This window comes from Micromonospora sp. C51 (assembly GCF_018070435.1).
Classification (GTDB): domain Bacteria; phylum Actinomycetota; class Actinomycetes; order Mycobacteriales; family Micromonosporaceae; genus Micromonospora; species Micromonospora sediminimaris.
Genome location: NZ_JAGPXQ010000030.1, coordinates 1 through 16,894, shown reverse-complemented (window position 1 = coordinate 16,894; position 16,894 = coordinate 1). Strand labels below are relative to the sequence as shown.

The following is a 16,894-nucleotide window of genomic DNA, read 5'->3' as shown; positions in this document are numbered from 1 at the left end:
TCGAAGAAGCACCCGATGACGGATGGCGAGCCTCCGCTCACTCACTAGGGTCTACAGCCGTGACGCAGGTGGCGCTACGGCCGACGACGGGCCCCACGGTCGGGGCCGCCGCGACGAACAGCCGGATCACCGTCCGGTACGTACAGGCCACCGTCGCGGTCGCCGTCCTCGGCATCGCCTGGTGCGTCGCGAACTTCACGGTCGGCGCCGGCACCGAGGCGCTCGCGTACACCTTCGTGCCCGTCGGCGGGATCTTCGCCGCCGGGTCCGTCGTACACCTGCTCCGCCACGCCGGCCTCGACCCGGTCACCCGCCGCTTCTGGCGTGCGCTCCTCGTCGCGGCGGCCACCATCACGATCGGGTACGGCTGGCTGGCGCTGGACATGCTGACGCACGCCGCCGAGGCCCGTACCCGAAGCATGCCGCTGCCGGCAGCGGCCTGCGTGGCGATCGGATTCGTCGTCGCCATCTGGGCGGTGGCCCGGGTGCCGATCGCCGAGACCGGCGGTGTCGAGCGGTGGCGCATCCTGCTCGACCGCATGATCGCGTTCCTCGGCTGCGCGGCGCTGCTCTGCTACGTCGGGCTGGCCCCGATGGTGGCCGCTGCCGAGCCGTGGAGCCCGCAGGCGATGGCGCTGGTCGGGCTCGCCTTCCTGGTCGCGATCGGCGCCGCGACGAAGGTGTCCTTCGTCGCCGGCGGCCCGGTGGATCGCGTCGCCCTACGATTCGTCGCGGCCAGCGGCGGCGTCACCGCCGGGATAGTCGCCGTGCTCGCGGTCCGGTACGGCTACGTCGCCGGCATCCCCGTCCAGGCGATCGTGATGCCGCTGACCCCGGTGTTCTTCACGCTCGGCGTCAGGGCGCAGTGGCGGGCCGACCTCGGTGTCCGCCGGGCGCAGACCCCCAACGGCGTGCTGCTGCCGTACCTGGCGGTGGTGGCGGTCGACGTGCCGCTGCTCGCCGTCGCGTTCGGCGCCCCCCTGACCTGGCCGGTCCGGCTGGTCCTGATCGCCGCCGTGGTGGTCACCGCGCTGGTAAGCGTCCGGCAGTTCATCGCCTATCGGGAGAACGCCCGGCTGCTGCGCAACACCCGCGTCCAGGAGGAGCGCCTCCAGTACGAGGTCAGCCACGACGGGCTCACCGGGCTGGCCAACCGGGCGCTGTTCCGGGACCGGCTCGCGTCCGCGCTCACCGCCACGACACCCGCGTCGGTGCTCCTGGTCGACCTGGACGACTTCAAGACCGTCAACGACCTGCTCGGGCACGGCGTCGGTGATCGGCTGCTCGTGTCGGTCGCCGAGCTGCTGCGTGCCGAGGTGGGTGACGAGGGCCTGCCGGTACGGGTCGCCGGTGACGAGTTCGCCGTGCTGCTCACCGGCGCGGGCGCCGACCCCGAGGAACTGGCCGGCCGGCTGCTGGCCGCGCTCGACCAGCCGATCAGCCAGCATCGCCTGCTGGTGCAGGCCAGCATCGGCATCGCCGACGCCGCGCCCGGCGCCACCGTCGACGCGGTGCTGCGGGACGCCGACGTCGCCATGTACACGGCCAAGCAGCGTGGGAAGGCGAGCTTCGTACGGTACGTCGACGGCATGGGTGAGCCGGTACTGGCGCACATGCAGCTCGGCGGCGAGCTGCGGCGGGCTCTGGACGACAACGAGCTGCGGGTCGTCTACCAGCCGATCCTGCGGCTCGACGACAACTGGTTGGTAGGGGTCGAGGCGCTGGTCCGCTGGCATCACCCGACACGGGGGGTCGTCAGCCCGGCCGAGTTCATCCCGGCCGCCGAGCGGACCGGTCTGATCGTGCCGCTGGGCCGGTTCGTGCTGCGCGAGACGTGCCGCCAGGCGGCGGCGTGGTCACGGGAGTTCGGGCCGGACGCACTCCGGGAGGCGGGCCTGAACGTCTCCGCGCGGCAACTGCACGATCCCGACTTCGTCTCCGACGTGACGGCCGCGCTGGCCGAGAGCGGGCTGCCCTGCGAGCGACTGGTGCTGGAGGTGACCGAGTCGGCGGTGCTGCGCGGTCAACAGGTCTCGCGAACCCTCTTCGAACTCGACCGGATGGGCATCCGCCTCTCCCTCGACGACTTCGGCACCGGCGAATCGTCGCTGAGTCTGCTGCGCGCCTTCCCGGCGGCGATCGTGAAGCTGGACAAGTCCTTCGTCGACGGTATCGAGATCGACGACGGCCGGGCAGCGGCGGCCGACGCCCGGCAGGCGGTGGCCCGGGCGGTGATCCAGCTCGCCCACGCGCTCGGCCTGGAGACCGTCGCCGAGGGCGTCGAGAGCGCCGAGCAGGTCGCCGTGCTCCGCGCCCTCGGCTACACCCGTGGCCAGGGCTACCACCTGGCCCGGCCGATGACCGCCGACGGCATCTCCTGTCTGCTGGCCCGACAGCAGACCGTGACAGCCATCCGACGGCCGACCTGACCGGGAGCTGGCGGGCCGATCCGCGTGGGGCGGGACTTCGTCGGCAACGCTTCGGGACACCGCACCGTGCGGGGGGCGATCGTGCTGCGGGATCCGGTCCAGATCTTGGAAGATTTCCGTTCGGCGGGCTAACGGAAACGTTCCAAGATCTCGCATGCACGCCTAGTGAGCGAAGTGGCGGGTGCCGGTGAGGTACATGGTGACGTCGGCCCGCTTGCAGGCGTCGATCACCTCTTCGTCGCGGATGGAGCCGCCGGGCTGGACGATCGCCCGGATGCCCGCGTCGATGAGGATCTGCGGGCCGTCGGCGAACGGGAAGAACGCGTCCGAGGCGGCCACCGCACCGCGCGCCCGGTCGGCGCCGGCCCGGCTGACCGCGAGACGGGCCGAGTCGACCCGGTTGACCTGCCCCATCCCGACGCCCACCGTGGCGCCGTCCTGGGCCAGCAGGATCGCGTTGCTCTTCACCGCGCGTACCGCCCGCCAGGCGAAGGCCAGGTCGGCCAGGGTCGCCTCGTCGGCCGGCTCGCCGGTGGCCAGCCGCCAGCTGGCCGGGTCGTCGCCCTCGGCGTCGACTGCGTCCCGCAGCTGCACCAGCACGCCGCCGCTGACCTGCCGCCACTCGGTCGGACGCGGCTGGAAGGCGGGCGCGCGCAGTAGCCGGATGTTCTTCTTGGCTTGGAGCGTCTCCACCGCACCGGGTTCGTAGTCGGGTGCCACCACGACCTCGGTGAAGATCTCGGCGATCTGCCCGGCCAGCTCGACCGAGACCGGCCGGTTGACGGCGATGACCCCACCGAAGGCGGAGACCGGGTCACAGGCGTGCGCCTTGCGGTGCGCCTCGGCCACGTCGGTGCCGACCGCGATGCCGCACGGGTTGGCGTGCTTGATGATGGCCACCGCGGGCTGGTCGGCGAAGTCGTTCGCGGCCCGCCAGGCGGCATCCGCGTCGACGTAGTTGTTGTAGGACATCTCCTTGCCGTGCAACTGCTCGGCCTGAGCCAGCCCCACCGGGCCGGCCGGGTCGGCGTAGAGCGCGGCGGTCTGGTGCGGGTTCTCGCCGTAGCGCAGCACCGACTGCCGACGCAGCGCCAGACCGGCGAACTCCGGCATGCCCTCGGCCGCCGGGGCGACCGAGGTGGCGAACCACTCGGCGACCGCCACGTCGTACTCGGCGATGTCGGCGAAGGCGCGGGCGGCCAGCGCCCGACGCTGCGCCAGGGTGAAGCCACCACCGTCGAGTGCGGCCAGCAGCATCGGGTACGCGCCCGGGTCGGTGACCACGGCCACCGAGGTGTGGTTCTTGGCGGCCGCCCGCACCATCGCCGGGCCACCGATGTCGATCTGCTCGACACACTCGTCCTGACCGGCGCCGGAGGCGACGGTGTCCTGGAACGGGTACAGGTTGGACACCAGCAGGTCGATCCCGGCGATGCCGTGTTCGTCGAGCTGGGCAGTGTGCGCGTCCTTGCGCAGGTCGGCGAGGAGCCCACCGTGGATGGCCGGGTGCAGGGTCTTCACCCGCCCGTCGAGGATCTCCGGGAAGCCGGTCACCTGCTCCACCGGCGTCACCGGCACGCCCGCCGCGGCGATCGTCGACGCGGTGCTGCCGGTGGAGACGATCTCCACACCGGCGGCGTGCAGCGCCTGGGCCAGGTCGGCCAGGCCGGTCTTGTCGTAGACGCTGACAAGTGCTCGCCGGATGGGGCGACGCCCGTCCTGGATGGAGTTCACGCCGACCATGACCTTTCTTCCAGTGATCGTCCAACCTTCACGGACCAGCCGGCCCACCTGCTCGACGAGCTGGCTCCGCTCCGCTTCCTTGATGCGCTCGGTGAGCGTGTCGACGTCGTCGTCGCCGCGGACCGGCACCGCCACCTGCGCGACGATCGGGCCGGTGTCCATCCCGGCGTCGACGAAGAAGAGGGTCGCCCCGGTCACCTTGACCCCGTAGGCGAGGGCGTCACGCGGGCCGTGGATGCCGGGAAACGCCGGCAACAGGGTGTTGTGCGTGTTCAGGTAGCGGTCGCCGAAAGCGGTGAGGAAGCGGGGACCGACCAGCTTCAGGAACCCGGCCGAGATGACCAGGTCGGGTCGGTGCTCGGCGACCCGCGCGGTGAGCGCGGCGTCCCACTGCTCGCGGTCCGGGTGGTCCTTGACCCGCTCGACGAAGGTCGGCACCCCCGCGGCGACGGCCCGGTCCAGGCCCGCGATCCCGTCGCGGTCCGCCCCGACCGCGACCACCCGTGCCCCGTACGCCGGGTCGGCGGTCGCGTCCAGCAGGGCCTGGAGATTGCTGCCGGAGCCGGAGACAAGGACGACGATACGGGCGGACTGGGTCACCGGCACACCCTATCCGGCCGCCGACCGGCGCCCATCCGCTGGGCAGCGCGGCGCGCGTGACCACCGAACTGGCCGAAAGCGGGTACGCTGCCGCTCGCTTGGGACCGGCGCATGTCCGGTCCCACACCCGTCAGCGAACAACCGTGAGGAGCACGTCGTCATGCAGCCCGAATACCAGTCACAGCCACCGCAGTCGGTCGACAACAACATGACAATGTCGATCGTCGCGATCTTCCTGTTCTGGCCGCTGGCCATCCCGGCGATCATCAACGCCTCGAAGGTCAACCCGCTGCTCCAGCAGGGTGACTACGCCGGCGCCCAGGCTGCGGCGGCCGAGTCGAAGAAGTGGTCCAAGTGGGCCCTGATCGTCGGTATCGCCTGGCTCGCGATCGTCCTGGTGTGCTGCCTCGGCGGCGGCCTGCTGGGCTCGATGAGCGGCGGCAACGCCAGCGGTTACTGAGCACCGGATGCAGCCCGGTCACCCCGGTCAGGACCCGTACGGCCAGCAGCCGCCGTACGGGGACCCGACCACACCCCAGCCGGCCAACCCGTACGCGCCGCCCCCGGCCAACCCGTACGCGCCACCGCCGGCCAACCCGTACGCCCAGCCGACCGATCCGTACGGTCAGCAACCCCCGGCCGATCCGTACGGTCAGCAACCCCCGGTCCCGGGTCAGCCGGAGGCCCCGCCGCCGGCCTCGCCCGCGCCCTACGACCCGTACGCGCCGCCGGCCGGTCCTGCACCGGCCGCCGGGCAGCCCCCGGCTTACGGTCAGCCGGGCTACGGGCAACCGGGCTACGGGCCGCCCTACGCCGACCCGTACGCTCCGCAGCCCTACGGCGGCACGCCGATGTACCCGCACGCTGGCTTCACCGGCGCGCAGGGGCAGCAGAACACCCTCGGCCTGATCGCGATGATCCTCGGTATCGCGTCGATTCCGCTGAGCTGCTGCTACCTCGGCATCCCGCTGGGACTGGCGGCACTCGTCACCGGCTGGCTGGGCAAGCAGAAGGCCGACCAGGGCCTGGCCGGCAACTCCGGCCAGGCACTCGCCGGCCTGATCTGCGGCGCGGTCGGGCTGCTGCTGGGTCTGCTACAGATCGTCGTGGTGGCACTGAACGTCGGCGGATCGATGTATCCCTGACAAGTAGCTGCCCACCGCCAGGGGCGTCCCGGAACATCCGGGACGCCCCCTGCCGCATCAGAATCGCCCCACCTTCCCTGAACCCCCACCCACCGCAGCCTTACCGCCTCCGGCGCCGGATGCGCGGACAACATCGGGGATGTTGCCGCCTTGCGCACCCAGGCAGGCCGCAACATCGGGGATTCTGCGGTCTCCCGACACGAGATGCGCCCACCGGCACGGGAAGGTGCGGTCTTCGAGCCAGCAGGTGGCGGCGGCGCGCCGGTACCGGAAGCTCAGGTCGCGAGCCGGGCGAGCCAGCGGGTGGCGGCGGCACCGAGCAGCGCGCCGGCACCGGTGACCAGCAGCGCCGCGAGCGCCACCTGCCAACCGACCGGCCCGACCTCTGCCAGCCGGCCGCCGCCCAGCGGCCCGCCGGACGCCTTCGCCGCCGCGCCGAGCAGCAGGCCGGCCACCGGTCCGGCGAGCGCCGCCGGTACGAGCAGCCGCCGCCACGACAGGGGCGCCCGTTCGGCGATGGCCAGGCGCAGCAGACGGCGCGCGAGCAGCCCGCCGGTGGCCATGCCCACGAGGACGGGCAGGGCGAGTACGGTGACCGCGCCGAGCCCGTCGACCGGCCCGCTGGGCAGACCGGCGAACAACGGCAGAGCCGGTAGCGCGCCGACCGACACCTCGCTGGTGCGTACCGCCGTGTCGGTGCCGACCGCGAAGCCGGGGCCGAGCAGGTAACTGGCCGACCACACGCTGATGTTTGGCGCGTACGCGAGGCTGACCAGCGTGATGCCGGCCTGACCGGCGACACCGGTTTGATAGGCGCCGATCAGGTCGGCCGCGTCACCACCACCGGTCGCCACCGCCAGCCCCGCAACGGCGGCTCCCGCGCCGAGCAGCACCAGCGCGGCGACCAGACCGGCACGCACGCCCTCGCGCAACGGCATCGGCGCCTGCGCGGCGAAGACCTCCGCCACCCCGGTCGTGCGGGCGGCACCGACACCGGCGGCGAGGGTGCCGACCGTCGCCAGCGTCAGCCCGGCACGTACCGGCGACACGCCGGGACCACCGGCACCGACCACGATGGCGGCAAGCGCTCCCAACAGCCCGTACGCGACACCGACCGCCGTCGCGGCAGCGAGCGTACGGCCCGGTGAACGGCCGCCGCGGGCACCGATCGCGCGACTGGTGTGCACCCCGGCCCGGGTGAGCCGCCACACCGCCAGCGCGGTCACCGCGAGCGGTGCCAGGCCCAGCGGGCCGGTGGCCGTGGCCAGGGGCACTCCGTGACCGAGGAGCCAGCCCGCCGCCCCGGCACGGGCGGCGTCGAGCAGGCTGCCGGCCCCCTCGCTGAGCTGGAACAGCCAGAGCGCCAGCGCCACGGGAAGCCAGGTGGTGACGGCAGCCCCGCTGGCGGCGACCAGTGCGGCGACCACGAGCGGCGCGTGGCTGCGCCCCGAGGGTGCCGCCCGCGCCGCGGGCACCCGGCGCGGAGGGCCGGCCCGGCCGGGTGGCCGGGCGCCGGCGCCGCGGGCGTCGGTGGCCCGGCGAGGCTGGTCAGGGGTGACGAAGGACATCGGCTCTACTCTGGCATGCCGTGCCGGCCCTGGCTGCCCGACACCCGCTCGGTGCGTCCGATGCCCGGTGCGCCGGACGCACCAGTTCGCCTGATCCGGCGTGGGCGGGCACCGGCTCCTCTAGCCTCGGCACAGGGGCCGTGACCGACGTCGCGGCAGCATGTGACCGGAAGGGGAGTCGTGAACGCTCCGTATCCACCGCCCCCGCCACCACCGGCCGGCCGGGACCGCACGACTCTCTGGGGCGTGCTCGGCATCGTGACCGGGGTGCTCTGCTGCGGCATCCTCGGCATCGTCTTCGGCTGGTTGTCGATCCGCGACGCGCGCCGGTACCGCCAGTCACCGGTGCTGGGCTACGTGGCCATCGCGCTGGGCGTGCTGAACATCGTCGTCAGCCTGATCCTGCAGGCGACCGGCAACTACCCGTACTGGAACCGCTGAGGGGCCGACCTTCCGGTCGGCCCCTCGATGCGTGTTCCGCTCAGCCCGCGGACATGATCTCGCGCATCAGCTTGGCCGTCTCGGTCGGCGTCTTGCCGACCTTCACGCCGACCGCCTCCAGCGCTTCCTTCTTGGCGTCGGCGGTGCCCGCCGAGCCGGAGATGATCGCACCGGCGTGCCCCATGGTCTTGCCGGGCGGGGCGGTGAAACCGGCGATGTAGCCGACCACCGGCTTGCTGACGTTGGCCTTGATGAACTCGGCCGCCCGCTCCTCGGCGTCCCCGCCGATCTCACCGATCATGACGATGGCGTCGGTGTCCGGGTCGGCCTCGAAGGCAGCCAGCGCGTCGATGTGCGTCGTCCCGATGATCGGGTCGCCGCCGATGCCGACGCAGGTGGAGAAGCCGATGTCCCGCAGCTCGTACATCATCTGGTAGGTCAGGGTGCCGCTCTTGCTGACCAGACCGATCCGGCCGGAGCCGGTGATGTCAGCCGGGATGATGCCGGCGTTCGAGGCGCCCGGCGAGGCGATGCCGGGGCAGTTCGGGCCGATGATCCTGGTCCGCTCCCCCTTGGCCACGTTGTACGCCCAGAAGGCGGCGGTGTCGTGCACCGGCACCCCCTCGGTGATCACCACGGCCAGCGGGATCTCGGCGTCGATCGCCTCGATGACCGCCGCCTTGGTGAACTGCGGCGGTACGAAGATGACTGTGACATCGGCGCCGGTGTCCTTCATCGCGTCGGCGACGCTGGCGAAGACCGGCAGTTCGGTGCCGTCGAAGTCGACGGTGGTGCCCGCCTTGCGCGGGTTGACGCCGCCCACCACGTTCGTACCGGCGGCGAGCATCCGGCGGGTGTGCTTGGAACCCTCGGATCCGGTCATCCCCTGGACGATGACCTTCGAATCCTTGGTCAGCCAGATAGCCATGTGTCAGACCCCCGCAGCCGCCAGCTCGGCGGCCCGCTCGGCCGCGCCGTCCATGGTGTCGACCCGCTCGATCAGCGGGTTGTTCGCGCCGTCGAGGATCGCCCGACCGGCCTCGGCGTTGTTGCCGTCGAGGCGGACGACGAGCGGCTTGGTGACCTGCTCGCCCCGCTGCTCCAGCAGGCCCAACGCCTGCACGATGCCGTTGGCGACCGCGTCGCAGGCGGTGATGCCGCCGAAGACGTTTACGAAGACGCTCTTGACCGACGGGTCGGAGAGGACGATCTCCAGACCGTTGGCCATGACCGCTGCGCTCGCGCCGCCGCCGATGTCGAGGAAGTTGGCCGGCTTGACGTTGCCGTGCCGCTCCCCGGCGTAGGCGACCACGTCGAGGGTCGACATGACCAGGCCCGCGCCGTTGCCGATGATGCCGACCTCGCCGTCGAGCTTGACGTAGTTGAGGTCCTTCTCCTTGGCCGCCTGCTCCAGGGGGTCCACCGCCGCCTGGTCGACCAGTGCTTCGTGGTCGGGGTGCCGGAAGCCGGCGTTCTCGTCCAGCGTCACCTTGGCGTCCAGCAGCAGCAGCTTGCCCTCGGCGGTCTTGGCCAGCGGGTTCACCTCGACCAGGGTGGCGTCCTCGGCGACGAACGCCCGCCACAGGCCGACCGCGACGTCGACGACCTGGTCGGCGACCGCGGCCGGGAAGCCGGCCGCCTCGACGATCTCGCGCGCCGTCGCCTCGTCCACGCCCTTGACGGCGTCGATCGGTGCCTTGACGACCTTCTCGGGGGTCTCGGCGGCGACCTGCTCGATGTCCATGCCGCCGGCGACGCTGGCGATGCAGAGGAACGTGCGGTTCGCCCGATCGAGCAGGTACGAGAAGTAGTACTCCTCGGCCACGTCCGCGGTCACGGTGATCATGACCTTGTGGACGGTGTGGCCCTTGATGTCCATGCCGAGAATGTCGGTGGCGCGGGCCACCGTCTCCTCCGCGCCCTCGGCCAGCTTGACGCCGCCCGCCTTGCCTCGGCCGCCGACCTTCACCTGTGCCTTGACGACCACCCGGCCGCCGAGGCGTTCGGCGATCGCGCGGGCCTCCTCCGGGGTCGTGGCGACGCCGCCGGCGAGCACGGGAAGCCCGTGCCGCTCGAACAGGTCCCGCCCCTGGTACTCGTACAGGTCCACGATTGCGCGTCCCGTCCCGTCTCTGCGGCGCACCGTCGCGCCGCCACCAGCGTATGGAAAGAAAACAGTGTGATGCCCGACATCAGTTGAAGTTGACGCAGGCCGTCGAACCCTCGCCACCGCTACCACGCGCCGCAGCCGACCTGACGGTCCGGCTCGCAGAGGGAGGTGGGGAAGGTTTCATTGGGCGCAGCCTAGCGATGCCGGCACCTCCGGCAACCGAGCGGGTGCGCGGTGTGCGGTAATGCACAGCCCGGGCCGACGCACGGTCCGCCGGCAGAGGTCCGGCACGGGCGACGTCACCCGTTCGAGCGATCTTGTCAGGGCAGCGACAGTTCTCGGCGGTCCTGCGTAACCCCGCAGGAAGGGCGTCGTTGAGTCAGGTGTCGGAGCGCTGGAAAGCGCGAAGACGGAAACGGCCGATGCCCTGTCGGTCGAGGGGTGGCGGCGGGGCATCGTGCATAGAGGGGCCGGACGTGTGAGGGGTGCGTCCGGCCCCTCCCCTGTGCTCAGGCCACCGGCTGGGCGACGTTGTCCCGGACCCATTCCACGATGGATGCGGTGGTGGCGCCCGGGGTGAAGATCTTGGCCACGCCGAGCCGCTCCAGCTCCGGAAGGTCGGCCTCCGGGATGATGCCTCCGCCGAAGACGACGATGTCCCGCGCCTCCCGCTCGTCGAGCAGTTCCAGGACCCGGCGGAACAGCGTCATGTGCGCCCCGGAGAGCACCGAGAGACCGACCGCGTCGGCATCCTCCTGGATCGCGGTCTCCACGATCTGCTCCGGGGTCTGGTGCAGGCCGGTGTAGATGACCTCCATGCCGGCGTCACGGAGAGCGCGCGCCACCACCTTGGCGCCACGGTCGTGGCCGTCCAGGCCCGGCTTGGCGACGACGACCCGAACACGAGAGCTCATCTGGGCATCCCTTTCACCGGCTCCGCGGCTTTCACCTGAACGAACGGTAACCCGCCCGGCCGGGGCCGGGGAACCGGGGCCGGCCGGGCGAGCGGTAAACGGCGTTCGGCATTCGGACTCGCCGGGCCTCCGGCCACCTCACGCAGGCATCATCGACACCTCACGCACGGACACGACCAACGCGGGACGCGTCAAGCGGGACGACTCCGCCGATCGGTCACGGTGTGCGACGAACGGAGGATAACGAGGACACCCCACTACACCCCCGAGCCATGACAATCCAGTACGGAAGCGGACAGAACGTTGCAAGCAATTCGGCGCTCCGGCTTGTGACAGGACTGACGGTTGGCTACCGTGTCCACGGTTGTCATCAGGTCTACGGACGGGTGACGACGCGACCAGCCGGCGCACGATCACCAGATTCGGACGACGGCTGATCCGCATCGGAACCCGACAACGGAGGGTATGCGTGCGCCAGCGCCTGTCGTCTGAGCCCGATCGATATCGCGGCCGCCGCCGCGTACCCACCCCCCCGCGCAGCCGCTACGCCGCGGTCGTCACCACCGCCTTCGTCGGTGCCGGTGTGGTGGCGCTGGGCGCCAACGCAATGCCGGACGCCAAGAGCGTCAGCCCTTCGGTGCTCGACGAGCTGAAGCAGGCGTCGATCAGCAACCAGGGCACGGCCGAGCGGGCCGACGCCGCCGAGCGGGCCTCCCGGGACGGTCGCACCGGCCCGGAGAGCGCCGAGGACGCCGGCGTATGGCTGCTCCCCCTTCAGGGCTACGACTTCAACTCTCCCTACGGCATGCGCTGGGGCAAGCTGCACACCGGCGTCGACCTCGTCGCGCCGGAGGGAACCCCGTACGTCGCCATCCACGAGGGCACCGTGACCAAGGCCGGTTGGTTCGGCGGTTACGGAAACGCGGTGATCGTCCAGCACGCCGACGGCAGCGAGGCCATCTACGGCCACTCCTCCGCGCTCAGCGTGCGCGAGGGTCAGCAGGTCAAGGCCGGTGACCAGCTCGGCCTGGTCGGCAACACGGGCCACTCCTACGGCTCCCACCTGCACCTGGAGATCCATGTCAAGGGCGAGCCGCTCGACCCGGTGCCGTGGCTTCAGGAACGCGGAGTGGACATCAAGCTACAAGTCGAGGCAATCTACAGCGAGGTAGCCGCGTCCTGACCGGCCGTAACGCCTGTTGACCGCCCGGATCTGTCGATCCGGGCGGTTTCCTTTGGCACCTCGGGCACGCAAGTGTCCCAGCTCACTCGCAGAATTGTGATGGGCGACACAACGGCCGGGCGGATCAGCATCGGGCAGTCGAGAACAGCCCGGCACGAAGGCGGACAGCGACACCGACCACCGCCCGCGCCACCCACACCCCCGGTACCCGGTACCGCCCGGACCGACACCAGGATTTCGAGGTCACGTACCACTCGAAACCAATGAGGTCCGTACCCGTGCAGGACGACAGCCCCACCCCGACCCGCGAGATCTCCTATGCCCCGGCCCGCCACCGGCGACGCCTGAGCCGGCGCTCCCGGCTGCTGGCTGTCGGTGCGGTCGCCCTGGCCGCGGTGGGCGTCGGCGGTGTCGTCGTGAACGACCGCGGCGAGCGGCCGACCACCAGCCCGGTCGCCCTGGACGCTCAGACCCGGGCCGAGGCCGCCGAGCGAGCCGACCGGTCGGCTCGCGAACCCGCCGCCTCGGGCAGCCCGTCACCGAGCCCGTCGCCGAGCGCCAGCCCCACCGCGAAGCCCAGCCCGAAGCCGAAGCCGAAGCCGAAGGTCAGCCGAACGGCCACCGCCAAGGCGAAGCCGAAGAAGAGTACGAAGCCGAAGTCGTCCTGGGTCCTGCCGATGGCCGGAAGCGCCATCACCTCCTGCTACGGGCCCCGGTGGGGCACCCTGCACGCCGGCATCGACTTCGCCATGCCCGCCGGCACCCCCGTCCGCGCCGCCTTCGCTGGCACCGTGACGAAGGCCGGCGACGTCGGCGACGGGTACGGCATCTCGGTGGTCATCGACCACGGCAACGGCTACCTCACCCACTACGCCCACCTGAGCACGGCCAGGGTCAGCGTGGGTACGAAGGTGAGCACCGGGCAGACGATCGGCCTGGAGGGCTCCACGGGCGACTCCACCGGCCCGCATCTGCACTTCGAGGTGCACCAGGGCCAGATGTGGAACCAGATCGACCCGGCGCCGTTCCTGCGCGCCCGGGGCATCGACGTGGCCTGCTGACCCGCCGGGTGACGCGGCTCAGGCGCCGCGCCGACGAGTTCAGCTCAGCTGCGCGACGATCGCACGGGCACAGTCCAGCGATTCGGTGCGGCTGGTGTCCACCTCGACGTCGTACGCGACACCCTGGTGCACGACCGTGGCCTGCGACGCGGCCATGCCGGTCACCCGGTCGCCTCTGGCGATCTCCCGGGCGGCCGCGATGTCGGGGTCGCAGCGCACTCCGACCCAGAGCACCCGGAGGCCGTCCAGGTACCGGCGAACGCGCTCCTGCGACGCGCCCCCGCCGAGAAACACGTCGTCGACGATGACCGGGGCACCAGCCCTCGCCATCGCGGCAACGCCGACCCACCAGGCATGCTGCATGCCGTCGAAGCCCTCGCCCAGGATGACCTCACCCTGCGACCCGAAGGTGACCATGGACGGTGGCAACCGCTCGATCAGGTCGTCGATCCCGAGGTTGATCCAGGGTCCCGGTAGCAGGTGTCTGAGGCAGCGGACAATTCCCGACTTGCCTGAGCTGGATCCGCCATTGAGCACGATGACCTGAACCGTCATCCGCTGGGTCGTCCTTCCGGGTCAGATCTTCTCGATCGGGGCGTGTCGCAGCACCAGCCACAACGTCTGGTCACCGAAGTCGATCTGCGCCCGGGCACCCGGGCCGTGCCCCTCCACCGCCACCACCCGGCCGAGACCGTACCGCTGGTGGTTCACCCGGTCTCCGGCGGTTACCTTCGGCCCCTGTGGCAGCTCGCTCGCGGTGGCCAGCCGGCTGCCGTCCACCCCGAGCTTGCGGGCCAGTTGTACCGCCCGGGGCGTGCCGCCGGCAAACCCACCGCGACCGCCGGGGGTCCGCTCCGCGCGACCGCCCACGCCGCCGCCACCGCCACCCCACGAGGTGTACGAGCCCTCGGTCCGCTCCCAGCGGACCAGCTCTGGCGGCAGTTCCTCGACGAACCGGGACGGCGGGTTGTAGGACGGCTGGCCCCACGCCGAGCGGGTCACCGCCCGGGAGAGGTAGAGCCGCTGCCGAGCGCGGGTGATGCCGACGTACGCCAGCCGACGCTCCTCCTCCAACTCCCGGGTGTCACCCAGCGAGCGCAGGTGCGGGAAGACGCCGTCCTCCAGGCCGGTCAGGAACACCACGGGGAACTCCAGGCCCTTGGCCGTGTGCAGCGTCATCAGGGTGACCACACCCTGATGCTCGGGGTCGTCGGTGGGCACCTGGTCGGCGTCGGCGACCAGCGCGACCTGCTCCAGGAAACCGGCCAGGGTGGCCCGCTCACCCTCCGCGCCGGTCGCCTCGATCCGCTCGGTGTACTCGCGGGCGACGCTGACCAGTTCCTGGAGGTTGTCGACCCGGCCCGCGTCCTGGGGGTCGAGGCTCTCCTCCAGCTCGGTCAGGTAACCCGAGCGGGTCAGCACCGCCTCCAGCACCTCCTCCGGGGTGCCGTCGACGGCCAGCTCACGGGCGGAGTCGAGCAGCGCCACGAAGTCGGCGATGCCGTTGGCCGCCCGGGTCGAGATACCGGGGGCGTCGCCGGCGCGCCGCAACGCGGCACCGAAGGAGATCCGGTCCCGGCTGGCCAGCGCCTCCACACAGGCCTCGGCGCGATCGCCGATGCCCCGGCGCGGCGTGTTCAGGATCCGACGCAGGCTGACCGTGTCGTCGTCGTTGACCACCGAACGCAGGTAGGCCAGGGCGTCCCGGACCTCTTTGCGCTCGTAGAAGCGCACCCCGCCGACGACCTTGTACGGCAGACCGAGACGGATGAACACCTCCTCGAAGACCCGGGACTGGGCGTTGGTGCGGTAGAAGACCGCCACGTCGCCCGGACGCGTCTCCCCGTCGTCGACCAACCTGTCGATCTCCCGGGCCACCCAGTCCGCCTCGGCGTGCTCGGTGTCGGCGACGTACGCGACGATCGGTTCACCCTGGCCGGCGTCGCTCCACAATCGCTTCGGCTTGCGGGACGTGTTGCGGTCGATCACCGCGTTCGCGGCGTTCAGGATGGTCTGCGTGGAGCGGTAGTTCTGCTCCAGCAGGATGGTGCGGGCGTTGGTGAAGTCGCGCTCGAACTCAAGGATGTTGCGGATCGTCGCGCCCCGGAAGGCGTAGATGGACTGGTCCGCGTCGCCGACCACGCACAGCTCCGCCGGGTCGAGGCCCTCGGTGCCGGAGACCAACTCCTTGATCAGGACGTACTGCGCGTGGTTGGTGTCCTGGTACTCGTCGACCAGCACATGCCGGAAACGACGGCGGTAGCTCTCCGCGACGTGCGGATGCGACTGGAGCAGATGCACCGTCGTCATGATGAGATCATCGAAGTCCAACGCGTGGGCCTCGCGGAGCCGCCGCTGATAAAGGGCGTACGCCTCGGCCAGGGCGCGTTCGTTGGGCCCGCTGGCCCGCGCGGCGAACGTCTCCGGATCGACCAGCTCGTTCTTGAGATTCGAGACCTGGGCGGCCAGGCCCCGCGCCGGATACCGCTTCGGGTCCAGGTCGAGTTCCCGGGCGACGAGCTGCATCAGCCGACGGGAGTCGTCCGCGTCGTAGATCGAGAAGGTGGACTTCAGGCCGGCCTGCTCGTGCTCGGCACGCAGGATCCGTACGCAGGCGGAGTGGAACGTGGAGACCCACATCAGCCGGGCCCGTGGGCCGACCAGGGCGGTGACCCGGTCCTTCATCTCGCCGGCGGCCTTGTTGGTGAAGGTGATCGCGATGATCTCGCCGGGGTGCACGTCCCGCGCCGCGAGCAGGTATGCGATCCGGTGGGTCAGCACGCGGGTCTTGCCGGACCCGGCACCGGCCACGATCAGCAGCGGCGAGCCCGCATGGGTGACCGCGTCCCGCTGCGGGCCGTTGAGTCCCTCCACCAGCTGCGTTGGGTCGAGGCGGCCGGGCGCGGGCCGATGGGGCGGCAGCACCCGGGCAGGCTCGGGCTCGGGCGGGGACGCGGGGATGTCGAAGAGAGGATGCATCGCACGGCGAGTCTATGCCGCCGGCCGGACATCGCCCGCCGACGGCACCGCCCGGTGGCGTGACCCGGCAGCACCGGCGGGAGGAGTTCTTCCCGACAGGTGAGCGGATGAGAGCCTTCGCCGGCCTTTCCTTGCGCGCCGGCCCGGTCCGGCGGCATACTCGGCAGCGTGTTCGACAAGCGCTTCTACTTTTACTACGGCTCCGGGAGTCCGGCAGCCGTAGGTCGCGCCTGATCGATCAGACCTACGAAAAGCCCCGGGCTCTCGGAGCCCGGGGCTTTTCGCGTCCCGGAATCCGGGCAACGGGCACCACACCGCGAGGGGTACCAGAAGATGACAGACGTGATGGAGCAGAACGGCGGCGCGACCGGGTCCGGCACGATCTCGAACGGCGCCGGCGCCACCGGGCCGGAGGGGGGCACCCCCGCCACGGGCACCGCCGAGCCGGACGCCGCGAGCCGGATCGCCGAGATCCGGGTGCGGATCGACGAGATCGACCGAGCGCTGATCGAGTTGTGGCAGGAGCGGGCCGCGCTCTCCCGGGAGGTCGGTGCGACCCGGATGGCCTCGGGCGGTACCCGGCTCGTCCTCTCCCGCGAGCAGGAGATCCTGGAACGGTTCCGGTCGGCCCTGGGCGCAGACGGCACCCAACTCGCCCTACTCCTGCTCCGCGCCGGCCGCGGCCCCCTCTGAGCCTCACCCCGACCCCCCCGCCCCCCAC

14 protein-coding genes and 1 pseudogene are annotated in these 16,894 nt (G+C 71.4%); 7 read left to right on the top strand and 8 right to left on the bottom strand.

The genetic code is table 11. The features are described 5' to 3' along the window. The first annotated feature begins 59 nt into the window (after nucleotides 1–59). Nucleotides 60–2,429, top strand: coding sequence for an EAL domain-containing protein (locus KBX50_RS23835; protein WP_307871049.1), 2,370 nt, complete (start codon nucleotides 60–62; stop codon nucleotides 2,427–2,429). A gap of 162 nt (nucleotides 2,430–2,591) precedes the next feature. Here the strand turns inward: KBX50_RS23835 and purH are convergent, their stop codons facing one another. Together purH and purN are read right to left on the bottom strand one after the other, a co-directional pair. Further along, the gene (gene purH / locus KBX50_RS23830) at nucleotides 2,592–4,163 is read right to left on the bottom strand and encodes a bifunctional phosphoribosylaminoimidazolecarboxamide formyltransferase/IMP cyclohydrolase (RefSeq protein ID WP_210939977.1); all 1,572 of its coding nucleotides are present in this window, start codon (nucleotides 4,161–4,163) and stop codon (nucleotides 2,592–2,594) included. A gap of 3 nt (nucleotides 4,164–4,166) precedes the next feature. Continuing rightward, nucleotides 4,167–4,778: pseudogene (purN, locus tag KBX50_RS23825) on the bottom strand (phosphoribosylglycinamide formyltransferase); the annotation flags it as partial. A gap of 154 nt (nucleotides 4,779–4,932) precedes the next feature. Here purN and KBX50_RS23820 point away from each other — a divergent pair. After that, nucleotides 4,933–5,232 carry a CD225/dispanin family protein gene (locus tag KBX50_RS23820; protein WP_210939928.1) on the top strand — a complete coding sequence of 100 codons (300 nt, stop codon included), beginning with the start codon at nucleotides 4,933–4,935 and terminating at the stop codon, nucleotides 5,230–5,232. 7 nt (nucleotides 5,233–5,239) lie between these two features. Beyond that, complete coding sequence (locus KBX50_RS23815) at nucleotides 5,240–5,917, top strand: DUF4190 domain-containing protein (protein ID WP_210939927.1); 678 nt, start codon at nucleotides 5,240–5,242, stop codon at nucleotides 5,915–5,917. A 275-nt stretch (nucleotides 5,918–6,192) separates the two neighbouring features. Here KBX50_RS23815 and KBX50_RS23810 read toward each other — a convergent pair whose 3' ends face one another. Continuing rightward, the gene (locus KBX50_RS23810; RefSeq protein WP_210939926.1) at nucleotides 6,193–7,485 is read right to left on the bottom strand and encodes a DUF6350 family protein; all 1,293 of its coding nucleotides are present in this window, start codon (nucleotides 7,483–7,485) and stop codon (nucleotides 6,193–6,195) included. A gap of 180 nt (nucleotides 7,486–7,665) precedes the next feature. On the opposite strand from KBX50_RS23810, the gene KBX50_RS23805 reads away from it, so the two are divergent. After that, on the top strand, nucleotides 7,666–7,926 hold the full coding sequence (locus KBX50_RS23805; protein WP_093404994.1) for a hypothetical protein: 261 nt from the start codon (nucleotides 7,666–7,668) through the stop codon (nucleotides 7,924–7,926). A 40-nt stretch (nucleotides 7,927–7,966) separates the two neighbouring features. On the opposite strand, the gene sucD is transcribed toward KBX50_RS23805, so the two are convergent. The 3 genes from sucD to KBX50_RS23790 all read right to left on the bottom strand — a co-directional run bounded on the left by sucD (nucleotide 7,967) and on the right by KBX50_RS23790 (nucleotide 10,950). After that, nucleotides 7,967–8,854, bottom strand: a complete 888-nt coding sequence (gene sucD / locus KBX50_RS23800) for a succinate--CoA ligase subunit alpha (protein WP_093404991.1) — start codon at nucleotides 8,852–8,854, stop codon at nucleotides 7,967–7,969. Between the two features lie 3 nt (nucleotides 8,855–8,857). Beyond that, nucleotides 8,858–10,036, bottom strand: coding sequence for an ADP-forming succinate--CoA ligase subunit beta (gene sucC / locus KBX50_RS23795; RefSeq protein WP_210939925.1), 1,179 nt, complete (start codon nucleotides 10,034–10,036; stop codon nucleotides 8,858–8,860). A 509-nt stretch (nucleotides 10,037–10,545) separates the two neighbouring features. Next, nucleotides 10,546–10,950, bottom strand: a complete 405-nt coding sequence (locus KBX50_RS23790; protein WP_093404985.1) for a cobalamin B12-binding domain-containing protein — start codon at nucleotides 10,948–10,950, stop codon at nucleotides 10,546–10,548. Between the two features lie 469 nt (nucleotides 10,951–11,419). Here KBX50_RS23790 and KBX50_RS23785 point away from each other — a divergent pair, with 469 nt between their 5' ends. Next, complete coding sequence (locus KBX50_RS23785) at nucleotides 11,420–12,133, top strand: M23 family metallopeptidase (protein ID WP_210939924.1); 714 nt, start codon at nucleotides 11,420–11,422, stop codon at nucleotides 12,131–12,133. Between the two features lie 278 nt (nucleotides 12,134–12,411). Further along, nucleotides 12,412–13,194 (top strand): M23 family metallopeptidase, encoded by a 783-nt coding sequence (locus KBX50_RS23780; RefSeq protein WP_374224720.1) that lies wholly within the window; start codon nucleotides 12,412–12,414, stop codon nucleotides 13,192–13,194. A gap of 39 nt (nucleotides 13,195–13,233) precedes the next feature. Here the strand turns inward: KBX50_RS23780 and cpt are convergent, their stop codons facing one another. After that, complete coding sequence (gene cpt, locus KBX50_RS23775; protein ID WP_210939922.1) at nucleotides 13,234–13,749, bottom strand: chloramphenicol phosphotransferase CPT; 516 nt, start codon at nucleotides 13,747–13,749, stop codon at nucleotides 13,234–13,236. Between the two features lie 21 nt (nucleotides 13,750–13,770). Further along, entirely contained in the window at nucleotides 13,771–16,173 is a 2,403-nt protein-coding gene (gene pcrA, locus KBX50_RS23770; RefSeq protein ID WP_210939920.1) for a DNA helicase PcrA, read from the bottom strand. Nucleotides 16,174–16,506: 333 nt separating this feature from the next. Here pcrA and KBX50_RS23765 point away from each other — a divergent pair, with 333 nt between their 5' ends. Next, nucleotides 16,507–16,866 (top strand): chorismate mutase, encoded by a 360-nt coding sequence (locus KBX50_RS23765; RefSeq protein WP_374224716.1) that lies wholly within the window; start codon nucleotides 16,507–16,509, stop codon nucleotides 16,864–16,866. Nucleotides 16,867–16,894 lie beyond the last annotated feature (28 nt).

Excerpts from the sequence above, each read along its gene's own strand:
- KBX50_RS23820 (WP_210939928.1), top strand. The coding sequence starts at position 4,933 with ATGCAGCCCGAATACCAGTCACAGCCACCGCAGTCGGTCGACAACAAC.
- KBX50_RS23815 (WP_210939927.1), top strand. The coding sequence starts at position 5,240 with ATGCAGCCCGGTCACCCCGGTCAGGACCCGTACGGCCAGCAGCCGCCG.
- KBX50_RS23810 (WP_210939926.1), bottom strand. The coding sequence starts at position 7,485 with ATGTCCTTCGTCACCCCTGACCAGCCTCGCCGGGCCACCGACGCCCGC.
- sucD (WP_093404991.1), bottom strand. The coding sequence starts at position 8,854 with ATGGCTATCTGGCTGACCAAGGATTCGAAGGTCATCGTCCAGGGGATG.
- KBX50_RS23790 (WP_093404985.1), bottom strand. The coding sequence starts at position 10,950 with ATGAGCTCTCGTGTTCGGGTCGTCGTCGCCAAGCCGGGCCTGGACGGC.
- cpt (WP_210939922.1), bottom strand. The coding sequence starts at position 13,749 with ATGACGGTTCAGGTCATCGTGCTCAATGGCGGATCCAGCTCAGGCAAG.
- pcrA (WP_210939920.1), bottom strand. The coding sequence starts at position 16,173 with ATGCATCCTCTCTTCGACATCCCCGCGTCCCCGCCCGAGCCCGAGCCT.
- KBX50_RS23765 (WP_374224716.1), top strand. The coding sequence starts at position 16,507 with ATGACAGACGTGATGGAGCAGAACGGCGGCGCGACCGGGTCCGGCACG.